This window comes from Afifella sp. YEN Y35 (assembly GCF_047553465.1).
GTDB lineage: Bacteria > Pseudomonadota > Alphaproteobacteria > Rhizobiales > Afifellaceae > Afifella > Afifella aestuarii.
On record NZ_CP180203.1, the window covers coordinates 1,499,898 to 1,524,409 of the forward strand.

Sequence of the window (24,512 nt, forward strand, 5' to 3'; positions counted from 1 at the left end):
TCCTGCCTCGAATGCGGAAGCAACCCGAAAAAACGCTGCGGAACCTGACGGCACGTCCGCGTCAGAAGGTCGCCCACCCCCGCTGTCAGTTCTCTTCGCGATACTGATATTGCGCCCGGCACCTGGCGCGCTGCTGCGCCGTGAGATTTCCGGCACAGCCCGCCGGTGCGAAAATCCGCTGGTTCTCCAGCTGACGCTGGCGAAGGCGTGGTCGATCATAGGGGTTATTGATCGGATCCGGAGCCTTCAGCTTCGGCACTTCAACCCGCGGGATCCGCGGCCGATCGGGGTTGCCAAAGCTCTGTGCCGTCGCAACAGAGGGGATCGCGGCGAGCGCGAGGAGACCGGCGAGCGCCAATCCCGAAAGGGACCGGCCCGAACCCCGGCTCGGACGTGAAGCTGACCTGCACATGACAATTCATGTGGGGCAGCTTTCGGCCGTTCACAAGCTGACATTCGCAGTTTGCGGTTTGGCCTTAATTCCGTCTTCCGACGCAGCTAGCGGCCCGCCTGCCGCAGATGTCAGGAAGGAACCGACATGGATACGATGCCGACGCGCCGCAGCTTCACGGCCCTCATGGCCGCGATGGCCGGCAGCGCGTTTTTGCCCGCCCCGCTTTTCGCACAGACCGCTGACGACAATCCTCCGCAGGACGTGCTGACACGCACGCTCTCCGAAGTGGAACAGCGCCTGAATGCGCGTCTCGGCGCCTATGTCCTCGACATCGAGACGGGTCGCGAATGGGCCCAGCGCGCGGACGAGCGTTTCCCGATGTGCAGCACCTTCAAGCTGCTCGCCTGCGGCGCCGTGCTGGCGAAGGTCGATATGGGCGAGGAAGATCTCGAGCGTCGCATCACCTTCGAGGAAAAGGATCTCGTGACCTATTCGCCCGTCACCAAGGAACATGTCGGTGGTGAGGGGATGACACTTGCGGATCTCTGCGTCGCGGCAATGACGCAAAGCGACAACACGGCCGGCAACCTGATCCTCGACAGCCTCGGCGGACCGCCCGCGATCACATCTTTCGCTCGCTCCATCGGCGATCAGGTGACCCGCCTCGACCGCCGGGAAACAGAGCTCAACGAGGCGACGCCCGGAGATCCACGGGACACGACCAGCCCGCGCGCCATGGGTCGCGATGCGCAGACGCTTCTCGTCAAAGGCAGCCTCTCGGACCGATCCCGCCTGTATCTCAAGAGATGGATGTGCACCAACAAGACGGGTGACGAGAAGCTGCGTGCCGGTCTTCCCGGCGACTTCCTCGTCGGCGACAAGACGGGCGGCGGCGGCAACGGCACCATGAACGACGTCGCCGTCATCTGGCCGAGCGGACGCAAGCCCATCATCGCCTCCATCTATCTGACGGAAAGCGGCGCCTCGTTCGACGAGCGCAATGCCGGTTTTGCCGAGATCGGCAAGGCGATCGCCGACGTGATCAAGGCCTGAGCGTCGTTAGCGACCCGGCCGCCCGGTTTTTCTCGGGCGGCGCTGGCGCGCGCGCTCGTCTTCGGGCTCCTCGTACGACCCCTTGCCGATATTCTCGCGCCGCAGCGGCTGGACGTCATCGCCCTCCGGGGCGCGCAAGGGAGCGGGACCGCCGAGCGGTTTCTCCGTCCGTCCGACCGTCATCTCATCGAGCGTGTTCTTGCGCACGCGTGAGCCGCCCGACTTGGCCGCGTCTTTGCGGCTCTGCCGGGTATTCTCGATGCCGGTGTTGCGGGCAAGCGGGTCGTCCATGACTGCAAGCTCGGTCGCTTCCAGCCGCTTGATCTCGTCACGCATCCGCGCCGCCTCTTCGAATTCCAGATTCGAAGCAGCTTCCAGCATGCGTTTCTCGAGGTCCTCAATGTGGGCACGCAGATTGTGCCCCATGAGCGCGCCTTCATCCTCGGCGTGACCTGCGCCACGACCGCCGCCGGAGACACCGACGCGAACATGGTCGCGCTCGTAGACGGAATCGAGGATGTCGGCGATGCGCGCCTTCACCGATTCCGGCGTGATACCGTTTTCGACATTGTAGGCGATCTGCTTTTCACGCCGGCGCTCGGTTTCCGCGATCGCCCGTTCCATCGATCCGGTCATACCGTCCGCATATAGGATCACCCGCCCATCGACATTGCGGGCGGCACGGCCGATGGTCTGCACCAGCGACGTCTCGGAACGCAGGAAACCCTCTTTATCGGCGTCCAGAATCGCGACGAGGCCGCATTCGGGGATATCCAGTCCCTCACGCAGCAGGTTGATGCCGACGAGAACATCGAAGGCGCCGAGCCGCAGGTCGCGGATGATCTCGATGCGCTCGATCGTATCGATATCGGAATGCATGTAGCGCACGCGCACGCCGTGTTCGTGGAGATATTCCGTCAGATCCTCGGCCATGCGTTTGGTCAGCACCGTGACGAGCGCCCGGTAACCGCCGGCAGCGGTTTCCTTAACGGCGCCAAGGAGGTCGTCGACTTGGCTCGAGGCGGGACGGATTTCCACCGGCGGATCGATCAGGCCGGTCGGACGAATGACCTGCTCGGTGAAGACACCGCCGGTCTCGTTGAGTTCCCAGTTGCCCGGCGTCGCCGACACGCACACGCTCTGCGGGCGCATCGCGTCCCACTCCTCAAAGCGGAGCGGCCGGTTGTCCATGCAGGACGGCAGTCTGAAGCCGTATTCGGCGAGCGTCGCCTTGCGCCGGAAGTCGCCTCGATACATGCCGCCGATCTGCGGAATGGTGACATGGCTCTCGTCGACAAAGACGAGCGCATTGTCGGGCAGATACTCGAACAGGGTCGGCGGCGGCTCGCCGGGCTTGCGCCCCGTCAAATAGCGCGAATAGTTCTCGATGCCGGCACAGGAGCCCGTCGCCTCGATCATCTCCAGATCGAAACGCGTGCGCTGCTCAAGGCGCTGCGCTTCAAGAAGCCGGCCCGCTTTTTCCAGCTCGTCGAGGCGCCATTTGAGCTCGGCCCGGATCCCCTTCACTGCCTGCTGCAGAGTCGGTTTAGGTGTGACATAGTGCGAGTTCGCATAGACCTTTACAGAGCGAAGCTCACCTGATTTCTGACCCGTGAGCGGATCGAATTCCGATATTGCCTCGATCTCGTCGCCGAACAGCGAGACCCGCCAGCCGCGATCTTCCAAGTGGGCCGGGAAAATCTCGATCGTGTCGCCACGCACCCGGAACGTGCCCCGGATGAAATTGGCGTCCGAGCGTTTGTATTGCAGGGCCACGAGATCGGCCATGAGCTGGCGCTGATCGAGCCGATCGCCCACCTCCAGACCAAAGGTCATGGCCGTGTAGGTTTCCACCGAACCGATACCGTAGATACAGGACACGGAAGCGACGATCACGACATCATCGCGTTCGAGCAGCGCACGCGTCGCCGAGTGGCGCATGCGATCGATCTGCTCGTTGATCGAGGATTCCTTCTCGATATAGGTGTCGGTGCGCGGGACGTAGGCCTCCGGCTGATAATAGTCGTAGTAGGACACGAAATACTCGACCGCGTTCTCCGGAAAGAACGATTTGAACTCGCCGTAGAGCTGCGCCGCCAGGGTCTTGTTGGGCGCCAGAATAAGCGCCGGCCGCTGCGTCTCCTCGATCACTTTCGCCATGGTGAAGGTCTTGCCCGAGCCGGTCACGCCGAGCAGAACCTGGGTCGCCTCCCCCGCCTCTTTGATACCCGCAACGAGTTCCGAAATCGCCTGGGGCTGATCTCCGCGCGGCTCGAATTCGGAGGTGATCTTGAGCGGAACGCCGCCCTCGGATTTTTCCGGCCGCGGCGGCCGATGCGGCACCCAGGTGCCGTCGCGAAACTCCGGACGGCCTGTCTCGATGAGAGACGACAGGGCTTCGACCGTCGCCGTCACGGCGGAGCCCGGCAAATTCTCCGCATCTTCCAGATTCACATCGAAGCCGGCGGCCGGGCTCATGCCCGCACCCGCGCGCTCCTTGGCAGAGCTGCGCCCGCCCATCGAGGTTCCCCTCGACGTCTTCAGCGGCTTGTCGGCGGCCTTCTTGCCGGCACCGGGCTTTTTGCTCTTGCCCGCGGCACCGCGGCGGGATTTCGCCGGCGCTTCGGTCTCGTCGGCCTTGAGGGGGATCGACTGGTCCGTCTCCCAACCGGAGTTCTTTCCCGGTCCAAGCCTCGACTTCCCGTCACGAGATTTTCTCTCCGGTGCCGAATCCGTCCCCGGCTTCTCCGGAACGGCGATGGAGCGATCATAGGCAAGGCCGCCGCGATCCTTCGGCTGGGGCGGCCGGACGCGCTTGCTCCGCCCTTCCGCCTCGGCTTCGCGCGCAATCTCTTCCGCCCACGACGTGATCGAGCCGGCAAATGCTTTCTCGATCGGCACACCTTCCAGTGAGGGCTGTGCGGCCTCGCCAAACCCCTCACCGCCGCCTTCCGGCTGATCGTAGGTGGTTTCGGAGGCCGGCTTAGCGGCCTTACCGCGTCGTCCGGAGGATGTGCGCCTGTCTGCTGCCATGTTCCCTATATGGACCAGCGTTGCGGGCGCGAAAAGGCCTGCGCCGCAGCTTTCGCCAGCCAACGAGGGCGGCGGCTTCATCCGCCACAGCCTCCCGCAACCTGCCCGTGTCACATGCCCGCAGAACGTGATTCTTCATTTCGCCACAAGAGCTTCTATCCTGGAACGAAAGCAATTCGAATTTGGAGGAACGTCCGGGGGTCTTCGTACCGGCTCACCTGACCTGGAGTTTGGAGACTTGCGGATCACTCTCGGCGTCGGCCGCGTCCGACCGCAAATCATGACGCTCGGAATCTTGTCCGTCCTCGGCCTGCACGCATTCGTTTCATCGGCAGAGGCGGATCAACGAGACTGGCTGATCGTCAATCGTTCGCCGCTCGCCGACGGCGCGGCCATTTACACACTGGGAGCTCAAAGCCCCGGTGATTGGGAAGGTCGCTTCGGGGTCGACATCGGCACGACCGGCAGCGGCTCCCACGGTGTTGACACGCGCGTGTGGCAATGGGGGAACCGGCCGCGGGATGTGGCATGGTACAGTCTGGCCCTGCCCGGCCCTTTCCCGGATTACGACTGGACATGGGACAAGGCGTGGATCGAAGGCAATGTGATCCCCGAAGAGAACAGCTACCGGATAGCGGCCCGTATCGGGCGCCAGGAATCGTTTGGCAATCTCATCGAAGCGTCGCTGCAGCTGAGTTACGCCCTCTCCGGCTCCGGCGTCGGCTCCAACGCCGAGCAGACGATGGCGACCGCACCTTATCTGCGGCTCGACATCCTGCCGACCGACACCGCGCTCACGGCGCAGTCATACGTGTCGGATACCGATTTCACCTGGCACAGCTCTCTCGAAGCCCAACAGCAGCTGATCAAAGGCATGTCGCTGGTAGGGGCGGTTTCCGACATCGGGCTCGACAGCCAGAACGCCAGCCTTCGCCTGCAACTCTATCGAAGATGGTGACGCCGAATCGACGCCTCGTCTGAGCGTCGTTGGATCGCCCTATCGCAGGACGACGATCGTCACCGGCCCATCGGTCTCGATATGTATGGCAGCATCATCGCCGATTTCGCTCCGGCGACTGAACCCGAGCGCCGTCAGCACATCGCCTCGGAGCCAGCCATGTCGCGCACCGCCCGAGCGGGAGCGTACCAGACACCATCCCTCCGCCTGCGCGCAGCCGTTGACGACGACTTCGGAGCCTCTCGCCACATCACCGAGCACCTCAGACGCATCATTTGGCAGAGCGCGGATGACCGCATCACGGCGCAAAGCGGCGTCTGCCGCGGAAGCAGAAGATGGCAGGCCGAGAAGGCCCAGCGCGATCAGTGAGACGATCAGGCGGAGATTTGAGAGGAACAGCACGGGGATCCCGGTAAGGATTGATTCACCATGGCGCCACGGTGCCGTTTCCGCGATGGCTCTGCAAGAGCGGCGCTTGCCGCCACGCTCTCGCTTCGGCTCAGAAAGAGCCGCAGGGTGAAAGCGCCACCCTGACCAGACGGACGGCCTAGAGATCCAGCGCGTCGAGACCGGCGTCGATATGGTCCGCGAGAAGCGGCATGCCGAGGAGGTACTTGGAGGTCTTGCCCTGGGCGCGGCTTCTCGCTTCGGAGCGCGCCTCGTCCCAATCGTCGGCGCCGTAATCCCCGCGCCCGATCCATACGATCGCCACCAGATCCGCCGCTTCATCGATATTCAGATCGTCGATGAGCTCGCGAAGCTCCTGCTCGGTCTGGTCGTCGGTCTCTTCTTCCGCGAGCGCATCGTGGTGATGCGATTCGTGCATCCCCTCGGCGTCGAGATCGATTTCGTGCTCGCGGCCGTCCTCGTACCCCGCCTCCAGATCAGCACTGAGCGTGCGTGCCTTGTCGGCAAAAAGGCGGATGGTCGAGGGATCGAGAGAAAGATCGACAGCCATTGTTCCGTGTTCTGCTTGTGTGCCGGCCTTCAAAAAAGCCTAACACGAGTGTTGCATCTTGTAGCGGAACGCGTTGTCACGTGGCCTGCGCCGACAACCGTTCCCTCCCAGGAAGCCACTAGCCTGAAACAAAAAAAAAGACGAGCCCCGGTGTTTGATATCCAGGACTCGTCGGGAGAGTTTGGAGCCGGTCAACGACCGGCCGTCCAAGAGGGGAACAGCTGCTCTCTGCGGCCACAGGGAAGTGCCCGAAGAGCTCGTCAGCTCCCGCTTTATCGTCCGACAATCGGTCGATCACAATGAAAGAGTGTGCATGCCAGCCATGCATGTGCCCGAAACATAGGCACTCACTGCCTTCCAAGTCGGCAAAACGGACCCGAAAACGCCGTCGTGGCCGCGCCCGAAGGCGCACTTGGCGCGCCGGCTTCCCGCATGCTACCGGTTCCCGCGCTTCAACTTCTCGCCGGCCTTCGTCAGATCATGGTTCCGCATTCCGCAAATCCACCCAAGCCCCGCTGTTGGGTGTTGACGACCGGCGAGGCCGGCATGCGCAGCCAGGCCCTCGGATTGGCAGAACGATTGGGCGTGCCGTTCGAGGAGAAAACGATCCGGCTGCGCCAGCCCTGGTCGTGGCTTCCGGGACATTTGTGCCCTGCGGCACTGACCGGCCTCGATCCCTCACGCGACCTTCTCACGCCGCCCTGGCCGGATCTCCTGATCAGCTGCGGACGCCGTTCCACCGCCGCCTCGATCGCAATTCATAGCGCTTCGGAAGGCACCACGCGGACGGTGCACATTCAAAATCCGCTGACGCCCGTACACCATTTCGATCTCGTCGTTTCGATGCGCCACGACCACCTTGCCGGCGAGAACGTCGTCAATGTCGACACGGCGCTGCATCGTGTGACGCGTGAGAAACTCGACGAGGCAGCAGCTCAATGGGGCCCCCGCCTCCGGGGTTCGGAAAACAGCCTCATCGGTGTCGTTCTGGGGGGCCCGACCCGCCATTACTGGATGAGCGAGGCCTTCCTCACTCGGCTCAAGGCGATCATCCGCGGCGTGCACGAAGCGACCGGGGCGCGTATCGTCGTGACACCCTCGCGGCGAACCGAAGAGCGCGTCAAGCAAGCTCTCGCCGGGGAATTCCATCCAGAGCCCTGGTACTGGCAATGGGACGGAAGCGGCGACAATCCGTATTTTGGGCTTCTCGCGCTGGCCGATCGCCTGATCGTGACCGCCGATTCCGTCTCGATGGTGTCAGAAGCTGTCGCGAGCGGGCATCCGGTCAATCTCCTGCCGCTCAATGGACGCTCGCGCCGTCATGACGAATTCGCCTCAAATCTCGACGCCCGCGGTCTCGTGTCTCTGACAGGGCCCGATGGGGTCGATCTGGAGTTTCAGGGGGCCGGCGCCGTCGATGCCACCGCTTATGCGGCCGAAGTCGTGCGCGAGCGTCTTTTGAGCTGAAGGTCATGCGCTCCGGCAGGAGCGCCGCAACGTCGGAAAGCCCCCAAAACAGCGCCTGGGTTGCACCAGGCGCACCAAACAACCCGCCTTCGGCCGAAACCTGGTGACGGAGGGGCATGCTCGGCTTGCCCTTTATGAAGTTGCCGCCTATCTGGACAGACCAACCTGCGATGGGTGCGACCATGCCAACGGCCAACCACGCCAAGCTCTTGATCATCGGATCAGGTCCCGCCGGCTATACGGCAGCCGTCTACGCGGCGCGGGCTCTCCTCGAGCCGGTCCTGATCGCCGGGATGGAGCCTGGCGGACAGCTCACAATCACCACTGAGGTGGAGAACTATCCGGGCTTCGCGGAGCCGATCCAAGGCCCATGGCTGATGGAGCAGATGCGCAGCCAGGCGGAGAATGTCGGAACCCGAATCGTCAGCGATATCGTCGTCTCGGCCGAGCTTACCACCCGGCCTTTTCGACTGACCCTCGACAGCGGTGATGTCTGGACGGCGGATGCCGTCGTCATCGCCACGGGTGCGCAGGCACGCTGGCTCGGCCTGCCGTCGGAGGAACGCTTCAAGGGTTTCGGCGTATCGGCCTGTGCCACCTGCGACGGCTTCTTCTACAAAGATAAGGACGTTCTCGTCGTCGGTGGCGGCAATACCGCCGTCGAGGAAGCGCTCTATCTGTCCCACCTCGCCCGCCACGTCACGCTCGTGCACCGCCGCGACGCGCTTCGCGCCGAGCGGATCCTGCAGGATCGTCTCCTCACCCGAGACAATGTCAGTGTGATGTGGGACTCCGCCATCGAGGAAGTGCTGGGCCAGGGCGGCTTTCCGCCGGCGGTGAACGGGGCAAAAATTCGCAATGTCCGGAGCGGCGCGATCTCGGAAGTCGCGGTCGACGGCATCTTCATTGCCATTGGTCACGCACCGGCCGTGTCTCTTTTCAAAGACCAGCTTCGCCTGAAGCCGAACGGCTATCTGTGGACCGCGCCCGATTCGACGGCGACGGATATCCCCGGGGTTTTTGCGGCGGGTGACGTGACCGACGACGTTTTCCGGCAGGCGGTTACCGCGGCCGGCCAGGGCTGCATGGCCGCTCTGGAGGCGGAGAAATACCTCTTCGCGCTGGAAGCAAGGCAGGAGGCGGCCGAGTAGGCCACCTGTCTCGACGCGCAACGTTCAAGACCTCAGGGGCGCAGGGACCCTGAAGGGGGTGTGATGGATTGGGATAAGCTGCGGATCTTCCACGCGGCGGCAGAAGCCGGGTCGTTTACCCATGCCGGCGATTCGCTCAACATGAGCCAGTCGGCCGTCAGCCGACAGGTGAGCGCACTGGAATCAGAGCTCGGAGTTCCCCTCTTCCACCGCCACGCCCGCGGCCTCATTTTGACGGAGCAGGGCGAACTCCTCGTGCGCACAGCGCGCGAAGTGCTGGTGAAGCTCGAACAAACCCGGGCAGAACTCGCCGATTCCAAGGGGCAGCCATCGGGCGCTCTCAAGGTCACGACCACAGTCGGGCTCGGCTCCAGCTGGCTCGCTTCGCGTCTCAACGAGTTCATCGACCTCTACCCGCAGATCAATCTGCAGGTCGTGCTCGACGATGACGAGCTCGACCTCTCGATGCGCGAGGCCGATGTGGCGATCCGACTGCGGGCGCCCACCCAGCCGGACCTCATTCAGCGCAAGCTCTTCACGGTGCACTTCCACGTCTACGCTTCGCCCGATTATCTTCAGCGTTTCGGACAGCCGAAAAGCGTGGCCGAGCTCGATGAACACCGCATCATCGTCTATGGCGAGAATGCCCCGGCCTATCTCCGCGACATGAATCTGCTGATGAGCAGCGGCCGCGAAAGCGGCGAGCCGCGCACTCCAATCATGGCGATCAACAATGTCGTGGCGATCCGGCGTGCCATCGAAAAGGGGCTCGGCATCGCCATGCTTCCCGACTACCTCGTCAACGAGCAGTCGCCGCTGGTGGCCATTCTGCCGGAAGCGGAAGTGCCGGCGTTCGACACCTATTTCGTTTACGCGGAAGAGCTCAGGAACTCTGCCCGCGTCCAGGTTTTCCGGGATTTCCTCATCGCCATGGCGCGCCGCTGGCATTATTGAGCCGAACGCCGCATCCGCAATGAGCGTGGCCTGAGGTCGTCTTCGTGACGCCTTGCCGCGTCACTCTCTTCGCATATGAAAAGCGCGGCCTCTCGGCCGCGCCAGTTGGAACAGAACTTCGAGAGGCTACGCCGCCTCTTTCGAGGCTGCTTTCAGAATGTCATCGGAAAGCCGCCCATGCACCTCGGCCAGATGATCGAAGCTTGAGGTGAACGTGCCGACGCCTTGCGTGGCCGAACGCAGCTCGATGATGAGATCGGCAATCTCGGCTTCCGGAATGAGTGCCGAGATCACGTCCCAGCCCTCCCAATCCGGCTTGCCGTCGAAACCGAGGAGCTGGCCGCGCCGACCGGAGACGATGGCGTTCACCTTTGGCGTGGCATCACTCGGCACAGTGACCTCGACCTTCAGAACGGGCTCCAGGATGACCGGCTGACATTGCGGCAAGCCTTCCCGCATGGCGAGGAGTGCCGCCATCTTGAATGCCTGCTCGGACGAATCGACGGAGTGATAGGAACCGTCGGTGAGAGTGACGCTGACGTCCACGACAGGAAACCCGCCAAGCGGGCCGCTTTCGAGCGCTTCTCTTGCGCCGGCTTCGACCGCGGAGAAATACTGACGCGGAACCACGCCGCCGGAGATCGTCTCGTTGAAGACGAAGCCGGAGCCGCGCGGCAGCGGCTTGATGTCGACGACGATGTCGCCGAACTGACCATGTCCGCCCGACTGCTTCTTGTGGCGGCCACGCTGCGTCACCGAGCCTTTGATGGTCTCGCGATAGGGCACGGTCGCAACGGAGGTCTCGATCGACAGGCCGTTCTTGCTCGCAAGCCGTTCGAGCGCGACGCGCAGATGCATTTCCCCCTGCCCGCTCACGACCGTCTCGCCCGTTTCCTGACGGTGCTCGACGGCAAGAGAGGGAGCTTCGTCGACGAGCTTGGCAAGAGCGGCCGACAGCTTCACGTCATCCTTGCGCTCACTCGGCCGCACGACTTTGTGCAGCACCGGCTGCGGGGGCTTCGGCACCGCGATCTTGGGAACCGACGCCCCTTTGGCGGACAGCGTATCGCCGGTCACAGCCCCGTCGAGCTTGCCGAGAGCGACGGTGTCGCCGGCCTTGGCGGTCCCACGCTTTGCCGTCTTCTGTCCGACGAGATCGTAGATGCCTGAGACTTTGCCTGCTGGGCCGGCCGCATTGTCGAGTTCGGCGGCGTCTTCCACCGATCCGGCAAGAACCCGGCTTAAGGAAAGCTTGCCGCCATGGCTGGTATGAATGGTCTTCATCACCTGCACGAGCGGCCCGGCTGCGTCTTCAAGACCGAGACGGGCGCGGGTGTCGGTGACGTCGGGAGCCTCGTGGCGCAGCGCCTTCAAGAGGCGCATGATGCCATTGCCATTCGCGGCCGAGCCGAGGAAGACGGGAACGATTTCGCTCGCGCGCATCTCTTTGACGAGATCGGCAAAAACGTCGTCGCGGGGCGGCTGAATGTCTTCCAGAAGCTGTTCCATCAGCGCATCGTCGTGATCGGCGAGCGATTCCAACATGGAGAAGCGCGCTTCTTCGCTCTCCATGCGTTCCATCTCCGCCATATCGACGACTTCGCTCGGCGCGTGCTCGCGGTAGAGGAAAGCCCGATCGAGCGCGAGGTCGACGAACCCGACCGCAATGCCATCCTTCCAGATCGGCAGCTGACGCAGGACGAGCGGCACGGACGAGACCGGCTGCAAGAGTTCAAGTGCGTCACGCACGCCGCCCGAAGCGCGATCGATCTTGTTGAAGAACAAGAGCCGCGGCACGTTGCGCTCTTCCAGATGCTTCATCACCACCTGGAGCGCAGGAATCTTCTTGTCGTCCGGCTCGGCGACCACGATCGCCGCGTCGACGCAGGCGAGAACCGGGTCGGATTCGTAAGCGAATTCAACGGAGCCCGGGCAGTCGATGAAACAATACGTTTCATCCATGAAGGTGGTCGTGGCCGTGTTGAGCTCGACGCTCATCGCGTGCTCGCGCGCTTCCGGCGAGGCATCACCGACGGTGTTCCCAGAGGCCACCGCCCCAACTTTGGGGATCGCGCCGGTTCGGAAAAGGATCTCTTCAAAGAGGCTGGTCTTACCGCTCGCGAAGGGGCCAACGATGGCGATGCATCGCGGCCCCTCGCGCCTCGCACCTCCTGCGTCTCTGCCGCTCATTTCGCCGCTCCTTTCCCTGAAATTGAAAACTCCATCACAACCGATTTCTAGCGCGTTGCGCGTAGGTTACGGTAGCCACAGATCGTCTCAGCGGACGCGGCTTTTTGCAAGTCTGCAACACGTCCGAGCTATTCTTCCTGGCATGCTTGATTCGCGGGGCTCCCCCGCGCATGGTCGCGCAAAAGCGGAGGACGGAATGCGCATGAATAGGCTGGTTTTGGGTCTTGGAGCCGTCCTCGCGGCATGTCTCGCTCAGCCGCAGGCCTACGCCGCCGATCTCGCGCGTGGCTACGATGCGGGGGTTTATGCCGTGGCACCCGCACAGCCGACGAGCTGCGATGAGCCGGGCGTTCTCAATCGGATCGTCGAACGCTTCGCCTGGGCGGAGAAAAACACCTGGCATCGCGGTCTTTTGATCGACAGCGTCGTCGAGCCCCGCCTGCGTTACACGGATGGCACGGCTCCGGGCCGGATCATGAACGACCGTTGCGAGGCGCGCGCGCTCATGAGCGACGGAACCGTGCGCCCGGTCTATTACATCGTTCAAGAGAATATGGGCTTTGCCTCGCTCGGCCGCGGCATCGATTTCTGCGTTCTCGGCCTCGACCCCTGGCGGGTCTATGACGCCGATTGCAGGACGATGCGATAAGTCACGTCTGCGGCCGACCATTTGGGCGGTATCTGCTTGTCTGACGTCCAACCCGGGGCCAATGAGGCCGCTGGAGGTGGTGTATGCGCGGCCTCAGCCTTCTCGCCCTCCCCCTGCTCGTCGTTTCTCCCGCTCTCGCGCAGGAGACGAACAGTTTTCGCGATTGGTCGGTGACCTGTTCCCCTGACGCCGGTTGCAGCGCCCAAGTGAAGGGGCCCTCCACGCAATTCGCCCTTGATCGAAGCGAAGGGGCCGCCGGCTGGTACATTCGCTTCGACTTCTCCGACCCGCTGCCTGATCCCAACCGCCCTCTGACCCTTTTGATCGACGGCGACAAGACTGTGTTGCAGGCTCGATCGGACTGGAGTTTTACCGGCGAGGCCGGACGGAGTTTCGTCCGCGGCAACGATCGTCTGCGGGCCGCTTTGATCGGCGCCCTGGAGGACGGAACGCAGCTCATCGTGGAATATATCGACGTCACCGGCGAACCGCGCCGCCAGCTTTTCTCTCTTTCGGGCCTCTCCGCCTCCTTGCTGTGGGCAGAGGAACAAATGGGTATCGTGGGGGAAGAGCGCCTCGCGTCCGCCCCCGATCAGGACGCGGTGGACGCACAGACGGCGACGGATATCGAGACCTTGTCGATCGAAGCCTCCGCCATCCCGGCGGTCGTTCTCGAACGACACCAACAATCCAGCGCGTGCGAAGCGCTCGACAGCGAGCTGATGCGGGATATTCCGCCGCTCATCTCGCGGGTCAGCGATACGGCCATCGTCTACGCCATTCCCTGCGTCGTCGCCGCCTACAATGTCACCTATCGGATCTATCTGCGCGAGACCGGAGAGATCGGCGGCCTTCAGACACTCTATTTCCCGCAATGGTCGGAGGCCTATGGCTGGAGCGGGACCGATCTCTTGTTCAATGTCGAGCTTAAAGGCGACCACCTTTCAGCGACCACGCTTGGACGCGGCGTCGGCGATTGCGGCACGCAAGCCGATTTCACCTTCCTGGACTATGCCTTCCGGCTCGACCGCTATGCCGCCGAAGAGGAATGCCGGGGCCGTTTGCCGGCCGACTGGCCCGTCATCTACGAGCACGGCAAACAGCCACAAAAAAGCCCGACCTGAGGCCGGGCTTACATTCATCGCGTATCTTTTGGTCTGGGACGCAGGCCCCGCGCCCAAGAGGCCCTAGAACTTGTAGCCGACGCGGGCGCGGACCGAATGCGTATCGAGATCGACCGGGGTCGGCCCCGTAAGGCTGAAGGTCTTGTCCTCGTAATCCGTGTAGCGGTACTCGACACCCGCCGTCAGATTTTTGGTGATCGCGGCTTCAGCACCTGCACCGAGTGTCCAACCGACGCGCGTATCGCTGTCGCTCACGCCACCGGACTTCGCCTTGACGTCGCTCAGGGCGACACCACCCGTCGTGTAGAGAAGGAAGCGATCGAGCGCGATGCCTGCGCGACTGCGCAGTGAGCCGCTCCAGTTCTGCTCGACAGAGATGCCGTTGTCGTTGCCGTCGAGGCCAGAGGCGAGCGCATCCGCTTCCACGCCGACCACGAACTGATCGAACTGGCGCTGATAGCCGGCATAAATCCCACCATCGACACCGTCGACGTCGACGTTGCCGCCGCTCGTATCGCTCTCGCCCGTGGAATAGCCGAGCATGGCGCCGAGATAAAAGCCGGACCAATCGTTCGGACCGGTCGAGGTGACCATCGGAGGCACAGAGGTATAGGTTTCGGGCGCCGGCAGATCGGCAGCCAGCGCAGACGATGCCACCAGACCGAAAGCAGCAGCGAGAACCAGTGGTGTGCGCACGATAACCTCCACTTCTCCGACAACCTTAACGCTTGAGGCCGGAAGACGTTCCGATGAAATCTTACAGCCGGCGTTCGTTCGGAGCTAGCCTTAGATTGTGATCACCGCCGGCCGAAAAAAGGGTGAAACCTGAACAATTCCGTGATCAAGAGTTAACGTGTCTCAGCTGCCACACCTACGCCGGTGATTCCCTGCAATAGAGCCTCTTCCACCTCAATCTGTGACAATTCGCACAAGCCGCAAGTGACCGTTCCTCTCTCCATTTTCATCATCACCCGCAACGAAGCCGACCGCCTCGGCGAGACGCTCGCGGCCGTCCGCGGCCTGACCGACGACATCGTCGTCGTCGATTCCGGCTCCACCGACGGCACGCAGGAGCTGGCGCGACGCCTCGGCGCGCGCGTCGTGCATCACGACTGGCAGGGTTTCGGCCCCCAGAAGCGTTTCGCAGAAGAGCAATGCCGCTACGATTGGCTTCTCAACCTCGACGCCGACGAGGTTCCTCAGCCGGAAGTCGTCGGCGGCATCAGCGCCTTGTTCGCCGATGGCGAACCTCCGCTCAGCCTTTATCGCATCCGCATCGTCACGATTTATCCGCGCCATCACCATCCGCGGCTTTTTGCCGACTTCGTCAGCCCGGTTCGCCTCTACGACAGGCGCGTCGCGCGATATTCGCCGAGCCTGACCGACGATCGCGTCGTCGACCATGGTCTGCCGTCGGGCCTCGTGCCGGGGGCCGTGTGGCATTTCTCGTTCCGCTCGTTCGCGCATATTCGCGCCAAGCTCGATGGCTATTCCGATCTCCAGACGATCGAGAAGGCCGGGCGACGATCGCCCCTCGTTTTGAGGCTCAGGCTTCTCACCGAGTACCCGATGCAATTCGCTAAGTACTTCATTTTCCGTCGTCATTGGACGGGTGGAGTGCTGGGCGCGCGCTATGCGCATGAAATTGCGGCGGCGAAACAACGCCGTATTCGGCGCTTCCTGGAGGCTCGTCAGAAGCTTTCCTCGACCTGACGGCCGCCGCGTCGCGCACGACAACGGGGCTGTTGACCGGCGAATACCCGCCTATATGGGGCGCTGCAGCCCAACGGATCGGATCCCGCCGCCCATGTCGAGCCTCCTCACCCTCATCGCCGGCCTCATCTTCCTCATGATCGCCGCCGACATCCTGGTGAGAGGCAGTGTCTCTTTGGCTGAGCGGTTCCGCATACCGCCCCTCGTCGTCGGCCTCACCATCATCGCACTCGGCACCTCGGCCCCGGAATTGGTGGTGTCTTTGAAGGCCGGTTTTGCCGGGTCGGGCGGCATTGCCATCGGCAATGTGGTGGGCTCCAACATCGCCAACATCCTCTTGTGTCTCGGTCTTCCTTCCCTGATCTTCGCGACGGCCGTGAACGCGACCGGGCTCAAGCGGAACTTTTCCGTCATGGTCGCAGCCACCGTTCTCCTCATCGCATTGTGCTGGGACGGGACTTTGAGCCGGCTCGACGGCGGAATTCTCCTTCTTTGCTTTATCGCCTTTTTCGTCGCCCAGATCCTCGTGACCCGCGATTCCCGGCGCCAGCAGGAGGAGATCGAAGAGCTCCGCACCAACCTTTCGCCAGCCCTCGCCGCACTGATGGCCATCGGCGGCCTCGTCGTTCTGCCTTTCGCGGCGGACTTCGTCGTCGAGGGAGCCATCGGGCTCGCGGAGATGCTGGGCCTTTCGGAGACTGTCATCGGCGTCACGGTGGTCGCCGTCGGCACCTCGCTGCCGGAACTCGCCGCCGGGGTCATGTCCGCCTGGCGCGGTCATTCCGACATGACCCTCGGCAACGCCATCGGCTCCAACATCTTCAATATCCTCTTCATCCTCGGCGTTACCGCAAGTGCCGTACCTTTGGTCGTGCCGCCCGACTTCCTGCACTATGAATTCTGGGCGATGGTTGCGGCCGCGCTCGTCCTGGTCCCGTTCCTTGGCATGCGTTGGCCGATCGGCCGCCTGGGCGGGTTCATCCTCGTCCTCTTTTACGGTGGCCTCATCTGGGGCGCCGTCGCCCTTCCAGGCGCCTGAGCCATGTCCGCTCGTCCATCTTCAGATCCATCGCAGCGCACCGCACTCGTCACCGGCGGAGGACGACGCATCGGCCGCGCGATCGCGGAAGATCTGGCGCTGCGCGGATGGCGGGTCGCCATTCACTGCAACACCTCCAAGAACGAGGCGGAGGACGTCGCTCAGGGCATTCGCGATGCCGGCGGAGAGGCAGCCGTGTTCGCGGCGGATCTCGCCGACATCGAGGCTGTGGAAGGGCTCCTTCCCAGCGTCACCGGCGCCCTCGGGCCGGTCACGCTCCTCGTCAACAATGCCTCCGTCTTTTGGGATGACGCGGCAGAGAGCGTGAACGCGGAGATCTGGGACAAACAGCTCGCGATCAATCTGCGAGCGCCCATCTTCCTCACGCGCGATTTCGCCAGGCTCTTGCCGCCGGGCGTCGAAGGCCTCGTCGTCAACATCGTCGACCAACGGGTTTTGAAGCCGGACGCCGAATTCGTCTCCTATACGATTTCCAAATCCGCGCTGTGGACGGCGACGCAGACGCTTGCCCAGGCGCTCGCCCCAGATGTCCGAGTGAACGCGATCGGCCCCGGGCCCACTTTGCCCAATCCGCATGATGGCGAGGCGGGGTTCGAGCGCGAAATCGCACAGGAAACGCTTCTCGGGCGTTCCGTGGACCTCGCCGATTTCGGCCGTACCATCCGCTATTTGTGGCAGACCCGCTCTTTGACGGGTCAGTTCATTGCCCTGGACAGCGGACAGCATCTCACGTGAACAGCCGCCCTCCCCGCGGCAACAGGAGAACTCGATGGACATAGCGATGATTGGGCTCGGCCGCATGGGCGCCGGCCTCTCCCGACGCCTGATGGCATCCGGTCACACACCCTTCGTCTTCGACCGCAACCAAAGTGCGATCGATGCGCTCGCCAGCGAGGGCGCGCGCCCGCTCGCGGATCTGAAGGACGTCACCCAACTCACACCGCCCCGCGCGGTCTGGGTCATGCTCCCGCATGGCGAGGCGACGGAAAGCACGATCCGCGCGCTTGCCGATATCCTCTCCCCTGGCGACTGCATCATCGATGGCGGAAACTCGTATTATAAGGACGACGTGGCACGACGCGCCTTTTTGGAGCCGAAGGGCATCGCCTATCTCGACGTCGGTGTTTCCGGAGGCATCTGGGGAGAGCGCGAAGGCTTCTGCATGATGATCGGCGGTCCGGAAGCAGAGGTTACGCGCCTCGATCCGATCTTCGCGGCCCTCGCACCCGGCATCGGCGATCTCCCGGAGACACCCGGCCGGGACGGGCGCGATCGTCGGCCCGCCCAGGGTTACATGCATTGCGGGCCAGCCGGCTCCGGCCATTTCGTCAAGATGATCCACAACGGCATCGAATACGGGCTGATGCAGGCTTACGCGGAAGGCTTCGATATCCTGCGCAATGCCGGGACAGCTGCACGCCCGGAAGACGAGCGTTTCGAGCTCGATTGCGCGGACATTGCCGAGGTGTGGCGCCGGGGTTCGGTGATCCGCTCATGGCTCCTCGATCTTTCGGCCTCAGCGCTCGCCAAGGACCAGGCGCTTGAATCGTTCCGTGGACATGTCGCCGATTCCGGCGAGGCCCGCTGGACATTGGAGGCCGCCGTCGAGGAAGAGGTGTCGGCTGCCACCATCGCCTCGGCCCTCTTCGCGCGCTACCGTTCCAGACGCGAAAGCACTTTTTCCGACAAGCTGCTTTCGGCTCTCCGGGCTGAGTTCGGCGGGCATATCGAGGGCGGGAGCAAGAGCGAAAGGGCGTGAGGCGGGTGCCCAAACGCTGACGAGCGCCTATCTTGGACGACATATGAGTGAGGATATCAGCAACGGTCGGGAGCCCGAGGTCGCACAGACAGCGGACCCGGCCGATTCCGTCTCATCCGAAGACGCCGCCACGGCCTCCGACGCGCCTCGTGCACCTGCGGCAGAGCCGGTTTCCGGTATTGCGTTTGAGGAGCTGCCCCGGGCCGAGCCCGGTGCGGACGTGATTGCGGCTGCCGTCAAAACCCTGCCCAACGCACCCGGCGTCTACCGCATGATCAACGAGCACGGTCAGGTGCTCTATGTCGGCAAGGCGCGCAGCCTCAAGAAGCGCGTCGTCTCGTACACGCGGCTCGGCGGCCAGAACAACCGCATCGCCCGCATGATCCGCGCCACGGCGGCGATGGATTTCGTGCGCACCCGCACGGAAACCGAGGCGCTTCTCCTGGAAGCGAATCTCATCAAGCGTTTGCGGCCGCGCTTTAACGTTCTCCTGCGGGACGACAAGTCGTTCCCCTACATCCTGATCACCGGCGATCATGAGGCGCCGATGATCGTCAAGCATCGCGGGGCGCGCAAACGCGCCGGCGACTATTATGGGCCTTTTGCCTCGGCCGGCGCGGTCGGGCGCACGATCAATGCCTTGCAGAAGGCGTTTCTCATTCGCTCCTGCTCCGATTCCGTCTACGAGAGCCGAACCCGCCCCTGCCTCCTTTATCAAATCAAGCGCTGTTCGGCCCCCTGCACCGGGGAGATCTCGGTCGAGGATTATGCGAAGCTCGTCGAGGAGGCCCGCGCCTTCCTGTCCGGCCGAAGTCAGGCCGTGCGCACGGAGCTCGCCCAGGAAATGGAGGCCGCCTCGTCTCGCTTCGATTTCGAGCAGGCGGCAGTTTACCGTGACCGGCTGGCGGCGCTGTCGCATGTCCAGTCCCACCAGGGCGTCAACCCGCAGAGCGTCGAAGAGGCCGATGTCTTCGCCATCCATCAGGAGGGCGGCATGGCCTGCGTTCAGGTGTTCTTCTTCCGCACCGGGCAGAATTGGGGCAATCGCGCCTATTTTCCCAAAGCCGACAAGACGATGGATGCGGCTCAGATTCTGCAGGCTTTTCTGGCGCAGTTCTATGACGACAAGCCGGTCCCGAAACTCGTTCTCGCCTCCGAAGAGTTCGAGGAACGCACGCTGCTTTCCGAGGCGCTCAGCGAACGCGCGGGGCATCGCATCCAGGTCCATGTTCCGCAGCGAGGAGAGAAACGCGAGCTCGTCGAGCATGCGCTCACAAATGCGCGCGAAGCGTTGGGGCGGCGGCTGGCGGAAACCTCCAGCCAGGCTCGCCTGCTGCAGGGGCTCGGAGAGGCGTTTGGCCTCCCCTCTCCTCCGAGGCGCGTCGAGGTCTACGACAACAGCCACATCCAGGGCACGAATGCCGTCGGCGGGATGATCGTCGCCGGCCCCGAGGGCTTTTCCAAACCGCATTATCGCAAGTTCAACATCCGCTCCGAAGAGATCACACCCGGCGACGATTTCGGCATGATGCGCGAGGTTCTCACCCGCCGCTTTTCACGGCTTCTCAAGGAGGCCGGTCCGCGCAATCCGGAGGGCGAAGCAGCTGCGGAGGCTGGCGAACCCCAGAACGATGCGATCCCCGCCTGGCCAGATCTCATCGTCATCGACGGCGGCAAGGGGCAGCTTTCCGCCACTCTAACCGTTCTCAAAGAGCTCGGGATCGAAGATCAACCGGTGGTCAGCATCGCCAAGGGCCGCGACCGCGAAGCGGGGCGCGAGACCTTTTTCATGGCGGGGAAAGCCCCCTTTATGCTCCCCCACCGTGACCCAGTGCTCTATTTCATTCAGCGTCTGCGCGACGAGGCGCACCGTTTTGCCATCGGTTCGCACCGTGCCCGCCGAAAAAAGGCCATGACCGCCAATCCTCTCGACGAGATTTCGGGGATCGGTCCTTCGCGGAAACGTGCGCTTCTCCGGCATTTCGGCACGGCCCGCGCCGTCAGCCGCGCCGGCGTGGAAGACCTGATGGATGTGGAGGGAATCTCCGAGCAAATGGCGGAAATCATTTACGACCATTTCCACGAACACGGCGGCTGAGACAAAATGGCACCGGTCTTGGCTAACAATCAGCGTGACAATTACAAAAGTTTTGTCAGGCACTGCTATTGAGACCGTTGACACTGCGAGCGGGCAAGGAACAAGCTGAGGCATGACCATGGAAGCACAGAACGCGGCCCGCACCCCGCACATCCAGGCTTTCACGATACCGAACGTCCTGACCTACGGTCGGATCGCGGCGGCACCGCTGCTTGGTGCCTTCTTCATCCCCGAGATCGGTCCCTGGATCGCCTTCGTCATTTTCGTGGCGGCATCCGTCACCGACTATTTCGACGGCTATCTCGCTCGGATCTGGGAACAGCAATCGGCCCTCGGCCGAATGCTCGACCCGATCGCCGACAAGCTTCTCGTCGCCGTGGCGATCCTTATTCTGGTGGCGGACGGAATGCTCGCCGGCTGGACGATCTGGGCGGCGATCATCATCCTGATGCGCGAAATCCTCGTCTCCGGACTGCGCGAGTTCCTGGCGGAATTGCGCGTGAGCGTGCCGGTCACCAAGCTCGCGAAATGGAAGACGACGATGCAGCTCTTCGCGATCGCCGCGCTTTTGATCGCGCCGGCAATCCAGGGCGCCAAGAGCGGCATCATCATCGATCTCGGCCTCGCCTTCTTCTGGCTTGCGGCGATCGTGACGCTCTACACCGGCTATGATTATTTCCGCGCAGGCCTGAAGCATCTGGTGGACGAATGAGCCTCGAACTGCGCTATTTCGCTTGGGTGCGTGAGCGCATCGGACGCCCTGGAGAGAGTCTCGACGTGCCGGGCGACGTCACGACGGTCGGCGATTTGATCAGCTGGCTCGCCAACAAGGATGAAGGCTATGCGGCCGCGTTCGCCGAGCCGGACATCATCCGCGCCGCGATCGATCACGAGCATGTGGAGCATGACGCAGCACTCGCAGGCGCCAAAGAAGTGGCTTTCTTCCCGCCGATGACCGGCGGCTGATGCCGCCATTCTTGCAGTCACCGCACGATCTGCGGGAGTGCGGCGAAGGCTGAGAAAGTGATTCATGTCCTGCACAATTAGAATCCGGATCCAGCCGCAACCCTTTGATGCCGAAGAAGAAAGTAAGCAGCTGACCGAGGGGCGCAGTGATGTCGGCGCGCTCGTCACCTTCACCGGCTATTGCCGCGATGAAGGCGGCACGCTCGCCGCGCTCACGCTGGAGCACTATCCCGGCATGGCTGAGGCCGAAATCGGCCGCATCGCCGAAGAAGCCGCCGCGCGATGGCCTTTGAGCGGGCTCACAGCCATTCATCGTCATGGCCGCATCGTGCCCGGCGACCCGATCGTCCTCGTGGCTGCCGCCTCGAGCCATCGCCAGGCCGCGTTCGAGGCCGCGTCCTTCATGATGGATTATCTCAAAACCCGCGCACCCTTCTGGAAGAAGGAAGAACGCGCCGGCGATCGTGGCGGCGATCGTGACGGTGATTGGGTGCGGGCGAAGGCCACGGACGATGCCGCAGCCGGGCGCTGGCAGAAGCCCTGAGGCCTCTGACCGGGGCGAGATGCGGCTCTCGCCCCTCCGCAGACAGCAAAAAGGGCGCCGCAGCGCCCTTTTCGAATTCAACCAGATGGCCGCGGGCGTCAGCCTGCGGCAGCCACTTTCTGAGGCGCCGAAACCGGCGTCACGGCGGCGATATAATCCTCAAACATCGTCTTCGAGATCTCGCCCGGCGTGAAGTGATACGGTCCGATCTCAGCGACCGGCGTCACCTCTGCGGCCGTCCCGGTGATGAAGCACTCGGAAAAACCGTCGAGCTCTTCGGGCATGATCGCCCGCACGTTGACCTCGATACCCCGCGCTTCTGCGAGCTCGATGACCGTCTGGCGGGTGAGACCATTGAGGAAGCAATCAGGCTCCGGCGTATGCAGCACACCATCCTTCACGAAGAAGATGTTGGCGCCCGTGCATTCGGCAACCCGCCCGCGCCAATCGAGCATCATGGCATCGGCATAGCCCTTGCTCTCCGCGGCATGCTTGGAGATCGTGCAGATCATATAAAGCCCGGCGGCCTTGGCGTGGACCGGCGCGGTGCGCGGATCCGGCCGGCAATAGCTCGCGATATCGAGCCGGATGCCCTTCAGCCGCTCTTCCGGATCGAAATAAGACGGCCACTGCCAGGCGGCGATCGCCACGTTGATCCGGTTCTTCTGGGCGGAAACACCCATCATTTCGCTGCCGCGCCAGGCAAAGGGCCGCAGATATGCGTCGGTGAAGTTGTTCACCCGCAGAACTTCGGCCTTCGCCTCCTCGATTTCCTCAACCGAGTAAGGCAGCTTGAAATCCAAGGTGTTGGCAGACGCGTGAAGGCGCTGCGTGTGCTGGAGGCTCTTGAAAACTACCCCTCCATAGGCGCGCTCACCCTCGAATACGCAGCTGCCGTAGTGAAGACCATGCGTCAGCACATGAATCTTCGCATCGGCCCAGTCGACGAACTCGCCATTGAGCCAGATTTTGCCTTGCATTTGATCGAATGGAACGCCTGCCATTGATTTCTCCTACCCTTGAGCTTGCATTGCTTTCGGCGGCGCATCTTGTAAGGTTTGCGGCAAGAGCGCGCTCTTTTGGACCGTCTCTCCTGCCCAGCAACCATACACAAACGGCTTGACCTTCGTAGTCAACGACGGAAAATATGTCAACATGGCTGACGTAATTACGCCCTCACGCGAACGGATCGCGCCGATTTTTCCCAAAGAGCGCTACGACGACCTAATGTCTTTGCTCTTTTTCGCATATCGAGATTTTATTTCCGATCCGGACGCGATCCTCGCGCGCTATGAGTTCGGCCGGGCCCATCATCGGGTGCTGCATTTCGTGACGTGCCACCCTGGTATGCGCGTGGCGGACCTCTTGGACATGCTGAAGATCACCAAGCAGAGCCTCGGCCGGGTTCTGAAGCAGCTCATCACGGGCGGGTACATCGAGCAGCAGCCGGGCGAGACCGATCGGCGGGAAAGGCTGCTCTTCGCCACCTCCGAAGGCGAGGCCCTGGCTGCCCGGTTGCGCGAACCACAATCTCGCCGAATCGAGAGAGCATTGGCTCGTCTCGGGCCCGATGCACGCGACACGGTCGCAGACTTTCTGCTCAATATGGTCAATGAAGCGGAACAGAGCGACGTGGCGCGACGGGTGTTTGAGGAAAGAACCAGCGCATGACCCTCGCCGAACAGGCGGTGCCGGCGGAACTGCCGGACGATGCTCCCCATCTCCTCGTCATCGATGACGACAACCGTATCCGCTCCCTCCTCTCCCGCTTCCTGAGGAATGGCGGTTACCGCGCGACCGTCGCGGCCTCGGCCGAAGAAGCACGACGCCATCTCTCGGCCATGACCTTTGATCTCCTCATCGTCGATGTGATGATGCCGGGTGAAAACGGCATGGATCTGGTGGCAAGTCTGCGCAAGACCGACGACGTGCCAATCCTGATGCTGACGGCGCGTTCGGAAGCCGAAAGCCGCGTGCGGGGCCTCGAGCTCGGTGCCGACGATTATCTCGCCAAACCCTTCGAGCCGCGCGAACTTCTTCTGCGCATCAGCAATATCCTGAAACGCGGGAGCCCGCCTCCCGTGCGCGAAATCGAATTCGTGCGCTTTGGCCCCTTCACGTTCCATCTCGAGCGCGGTGAGCTGAAGCGCGGGCTGGAACCGATCCGTCTCACCGACCGCGAACGCGAATTGCTGACGGCCTTCTCCAGCCGTCCGGGCGAAACCGTGCCCCGCCACGAGCTGTTGTCCAGCTCCGATGCGAGCGGCGAGCGCACCGTCGACGTGCAGGTCAACCGATTGCGGCGCAAGATCGAAGCCGATCCATCAAACCCGGTGCATCTGCAGACGGTTCGCGGCATCGGCTACCGGTTGATGGTCGACTGATTTCTGATGCCGCGAGCGCCGTTCCTTACACGTGCAGTCTCGGCCGTTTTCCCTGAT

The 24,512-nt window shown here is 63.0% G+C and carries 24 protein-coding genes; 17 read left to right on the plus strand and 7 right to left on the minus strand.

Features of this window, described 5'->3' with window-relative positions:
* Positions 1–85 precede the first annotated feature (85 nt).
* Positions 86–358, minus strand: a complete 273-nt coding sequence (locus ACK8CP_RS07145; RefSeq protein WP_414833792.1) for a hypothetical protein — start codon at positions 356–358, stop codon at positions 86–88.
* Between the two features lie 189 nt (positions 359–547).
* Here ACK8CP_RS07145 and bla point away from each other — a divergent pair, with 189 nt between their 5' ends.
* Positions 548–1,447, plus strand: a complete 900-nt coding sequence (bla, locus tag ACK8CP_RS07150; protein ID WP_414834204.1) for a class A beta-lactamase — start codon at positions 548–550, stop codon at positions 1,445–1,447.
* A gap of 6 nt (positions 1,448–1,453) precedes the next feature.
* Here bla and uvrB read toward each other — a convergent pair whose 3' ends face one another.
* Entirely contained in the window at positions 1,454–4,480 is a 3,027-nt protein-coding gene (gene uvrB, locus ACK8CP_RS07155; protein WP_414833793.1) for an excinuclease ABC subunit UvrB, read from the minus strand.
* 238 nt (positions 4,481–4,718) lie between these two features.
* Here uvrB and ACK8CP_RS07160 point away from each other — a divergent pair, with 238 nt between their 5' ends.
* Positions 4,719–5,438: a hypothetical protein gene (locus tag ACK8CP_RS07160; protein ID WP_414833794.1), complete on the plus strand. Its 720-nt coding sequence runs from the start codon at positions 4,719–4,721 to the stop codon at positions 5,436–5,438.
* Between the two features lie 39 nt (positions 5,439–5,477).
* Here ACK8CP_RS07160 and ACK8CP_RS07165 read toward each other — a convergent pair whose 3' ends face one another.
* Together ACK8CP_RS07165 and ACK8CP_RS07170 are read right to left on the minus strand one after the other, a co-directional pair.
* Positions 5,478–5,840, minus strand: a complete 363-nt coding sequence (locus ACK8CP_RS07165; RefSeq protein WP_414833795.1) for a hypothetical protein — start codon at positions 5,838–5,840, stop codon at positions 5,478–5,480.
* A gap of 145 nt (positions 5,841–5,985) precedes the next feature.
* Entirely contained in the window at positions 5,986–6,396 is a 411-nt protein-coding gene (locus ACK8CP_RS07170) for a DUF3775 domain-containing protein (RefSeq protein WP_414833796.1), read from the minus strand.
* 546 nt (positions 6,397–6,942) lie between these two features.
* Between ACK8CP_RS07170 and ACK8CP_RS07175 the strand changes: the two genes are divergently transcribed.
* From ACK8CP_RS07175 to ACK8CP_RS07185, 3 genes are all read left to right on the plus strand, one after another.
* Positions 6,943–7,863 carry a mitochondrial fission ELM1 family protein gene (locus ACK8CP_RS07175; protein ID WP_414833797.1) on the plus strand — a complete coding sequence of 307 codons (921 nt, stop codon included), beginning with the start codon at positions 6,943–6,945 and terminating at the stop codon, positions 7,861–7,863.
* Positions 7,864–8,045: 182 nt separating this feature from the next.
* Positions 8,046–9,014: a thioredoxin-disulfide reductase gene (trxB, locus tag ACK8CP_RS07180; protein ID WP_414833798.1), complete on the plus strand. Its 969-nt coding sequence runs from the start codon at positions 8,046–8,048 to the stop codon at positions 9,012–9,014.
* 63 nt (positions 9,015–9,077) lie between these two features.
* Positions 9,078–9,968, plus strand: a complete 891-nt coding sequence (locus ACK8CP_RS07185; RefSeq protein ID WP_234627727.1) for a LysR family transcriptional regulator — start codon at positions 9,078–9,080, stop codon at positions 9,966–9,968.
* Between the two features lie 126 nt (positions 9,969–10,094).
* Here the strand turns inward: ACK8CP_RS07185 and ACK8CP_RS07190 are convergent, their stop codons facing one another.
* A complete protein-coding gene (locus ACK8CP_RS07190) occupies positions 10,095–12,158 on the minus strand; it encodes an elongation factor G (protein ID WP_414833799.1) in 2,064 nt (687 codons plus the stop codon).
* Positions 12,159–12,354: 196 nt separating this feature from the next.
* Between ACK8CP_RS07190 and ACK8CP_RS07195 the strand changes: the two genes are divergently transcribed.
* Both ACK8CP_RS07195 and ACK8CP_RS07200 read left to right on the plus strand, forming a co-directional pair.
* A complete protein-coding gene (locus ACK8CP_RS07195) occupies positions 12,355–12,807 on the plus strand; it encodes a hypothetical protein (protein ID WP_128293817.1) in 453 nt (150 codons plus the stop codon).
* 83 nt (positions 12,808–12,890) lie between these two features.
* Positions 12,891–13,931: a DUF1176 domain-containing protein gene (locus ACK8CP_RS07200; RefSeq protein WP_414833800.1), complete on the plus strand. Its 1,041-nt coding sequence runs from the start codon at positions 12,891–12,893 to the stop codon at positions 13,929–13,931.
* A gap of 63 nt (positions 13,932–13,994) precedes the next feature.
* On the opposite strand, the gene ACK8CP_RS07205 is transcribed toward ACK8CP_RS07200, so the two are convergent.
* Entirely contained in the window at positions 13,995–14,627 is a 633-nt protein-coding gene (locus ACK8CP_RS07205; RefSeq protein ID WP_414833801.1) for an outer membrane protein, read from the minus strand.
* Positions 14,628–14,870: 243 nt separating this feature from the next.
* On the opposite strand from ACK8CP_RS07205, the gene ACK8CP_RS07210 reads away from it, so the two are divergent.
* The 8 genes from ACK8CP_RS07210 to ACK8CP_RS07245 all read left to right on the plus strand — a co-directional run bounded on the left by ACK8CP_RS07210 (position 14,871) and on the right by ACK8CP_RS07245 (position 22,071).
* Entirely contained in the window at positions 14,871–15,644 is a 774-nt protein-coding gene (locus ACK8CP_RS07210; RefSeq protein WP_200170579.1) for a glycosyltransferase family 2 protein, read from the plus strand.
* Positions 15,645–15,738: 94 nt separating this feature from the next.
* Entirely contained in the window at positions 15,739–16,683 is a 945-nt protein-coding gene (locus ACK8CP_RS07215; RefSeq protein ID WP_414833802.1) for a calcium/sodium antiporter, read from the plus strand.
* A gap of 3 nt (positions 16,684–16,686) precedes the next feature.
* The gene (locus ACK8CP_RS07220) at positions 16,687–17,439 is read left to right on the plus strand and encodes an SDR family oxidoreductase (protein ID WP_414833803.1); all 753 of its coding nucleotides are present in this window, start codon (positions 16,687–16,689) and stop codon (positions 17,437–17,439) included.
* 34 nt (positions 17,440–17,473) lie between these two features.
* Positions 17,474–18,463, plus strand: a complete 990-nt coding sequence (gene gnd / locus ACK8CP_RS07225) for a phosphogluconate dehydrogenase (NAD(+)-dependent, decarboxylating) (protein ID WP_414833804.1) — start codon at positions 17,474–17,476, stop codon at positions 18,461–18,463.
* A 43-nt stretch (positions 18,464–18,506) separates the two neighbouring features.
* Positions 18,507–20,561: an excinuclease ABC subunit UvrC gene (gene uvrC / locus ACK8CP_RS07230; protein WP_414833805.1), complete on the plus strand. Its 2,055-nt coding sequence runs from the start codon at positions 18,507–18,509 to the stop codon at positions 20,559–20,561.
* Positions 20,562–20,673: 112 nt separating this feature from the next.
* Positions 20,674–21,273 carry a CDP-diacylglycerol--glycerol-3-phosphate 3-phosphatidyltransferase gene (gene pgsA / locus ACK8CP_RS07235; protein WP_414833806.1) on the plus strand — a complete coding sequence of 200 codons (600 nt, stop codon included), beginning with the start codon at positions 20,674–20,676 and terminating at the stop codon, positions 21,271–21,273.
* Positions 21,270–21,527: a molybdopterin converting factor subunit 1 gene (gene moaD, locus ACK8CP_RS07240; protein ID WP_414833807.1), complete on the plus strand. Its 258-nt coding sequence runs from the start codon at positions 21,270–21,272 to the stop codon at positions 21,525–21,527. The genes pgsA and moaD overlap by 4 nt, the downstream gene beginning before the upstream one ends.
* 64 nt (positions 21,528–21,591) lie before the next feature.
* Positions 21,592–22,071 (plus strand): molybdenum cofactor biosynthesis protein MoaE, encoded by a 480-nt coding sequence (locus tag ACK8CP_RS07245; RefSeq protein ID WP_414833808.1) that lies wholly within the window; start codon positions 21,592–21,594, stop codon positions 22,069–22,071.
* Between the two features lie 98 nt (positions 22,072–22,169).
* Here the strand turns inward: ACK8CP_RS07245 and ACK8CP_RS07250 are convergent, their stop codons facing one another.
* The gene (locus ACK8CP_RS07250; RefSeq protein ID WP_414833809.1) at positions 22,170–23,075 is read right to left on the minus strand and encodes a branched-chain amino acid aminotransferase; all 906 of its coding nucleotides are present in this window, start codon (positions 23,073–23,075) and stop codon (positions 22,170–22,172) included.
* A gap of 115 nt (positions 23,076–23,190) precedes the next feature.
* Here ACK8CP_RS07250 and ACK8CP_RS07255 point away from each other — a divergent pair, with 115 nt between their 5' ends.
* Entirely contained in the window at positions 23,191–23,742 is a 552-nt protein-coding gene (locus tag ACK8CP_RS07255; protein WP_234627714.1) for a MarR family winged helix-turn-helix transcriptional regulator, read from the plus strand.
* Positions 23,739–24,455 (plus strand): response regulator, encoded by a 717-nt coding sequence (locus ACK8CP_RS07260; RefSeq protein WP_128293807.1) that lies wholly within the window; start codon positions 23,739–23,741, stop codon positions 24,453–24,455. Before ACK8CP_RS07255 ends, ACK8CP_RS07260 begins: the two co-directional genes overlap by 4 nt.
* Positions 24,456–24,512 lie beyond the last annotated feature (57 nt).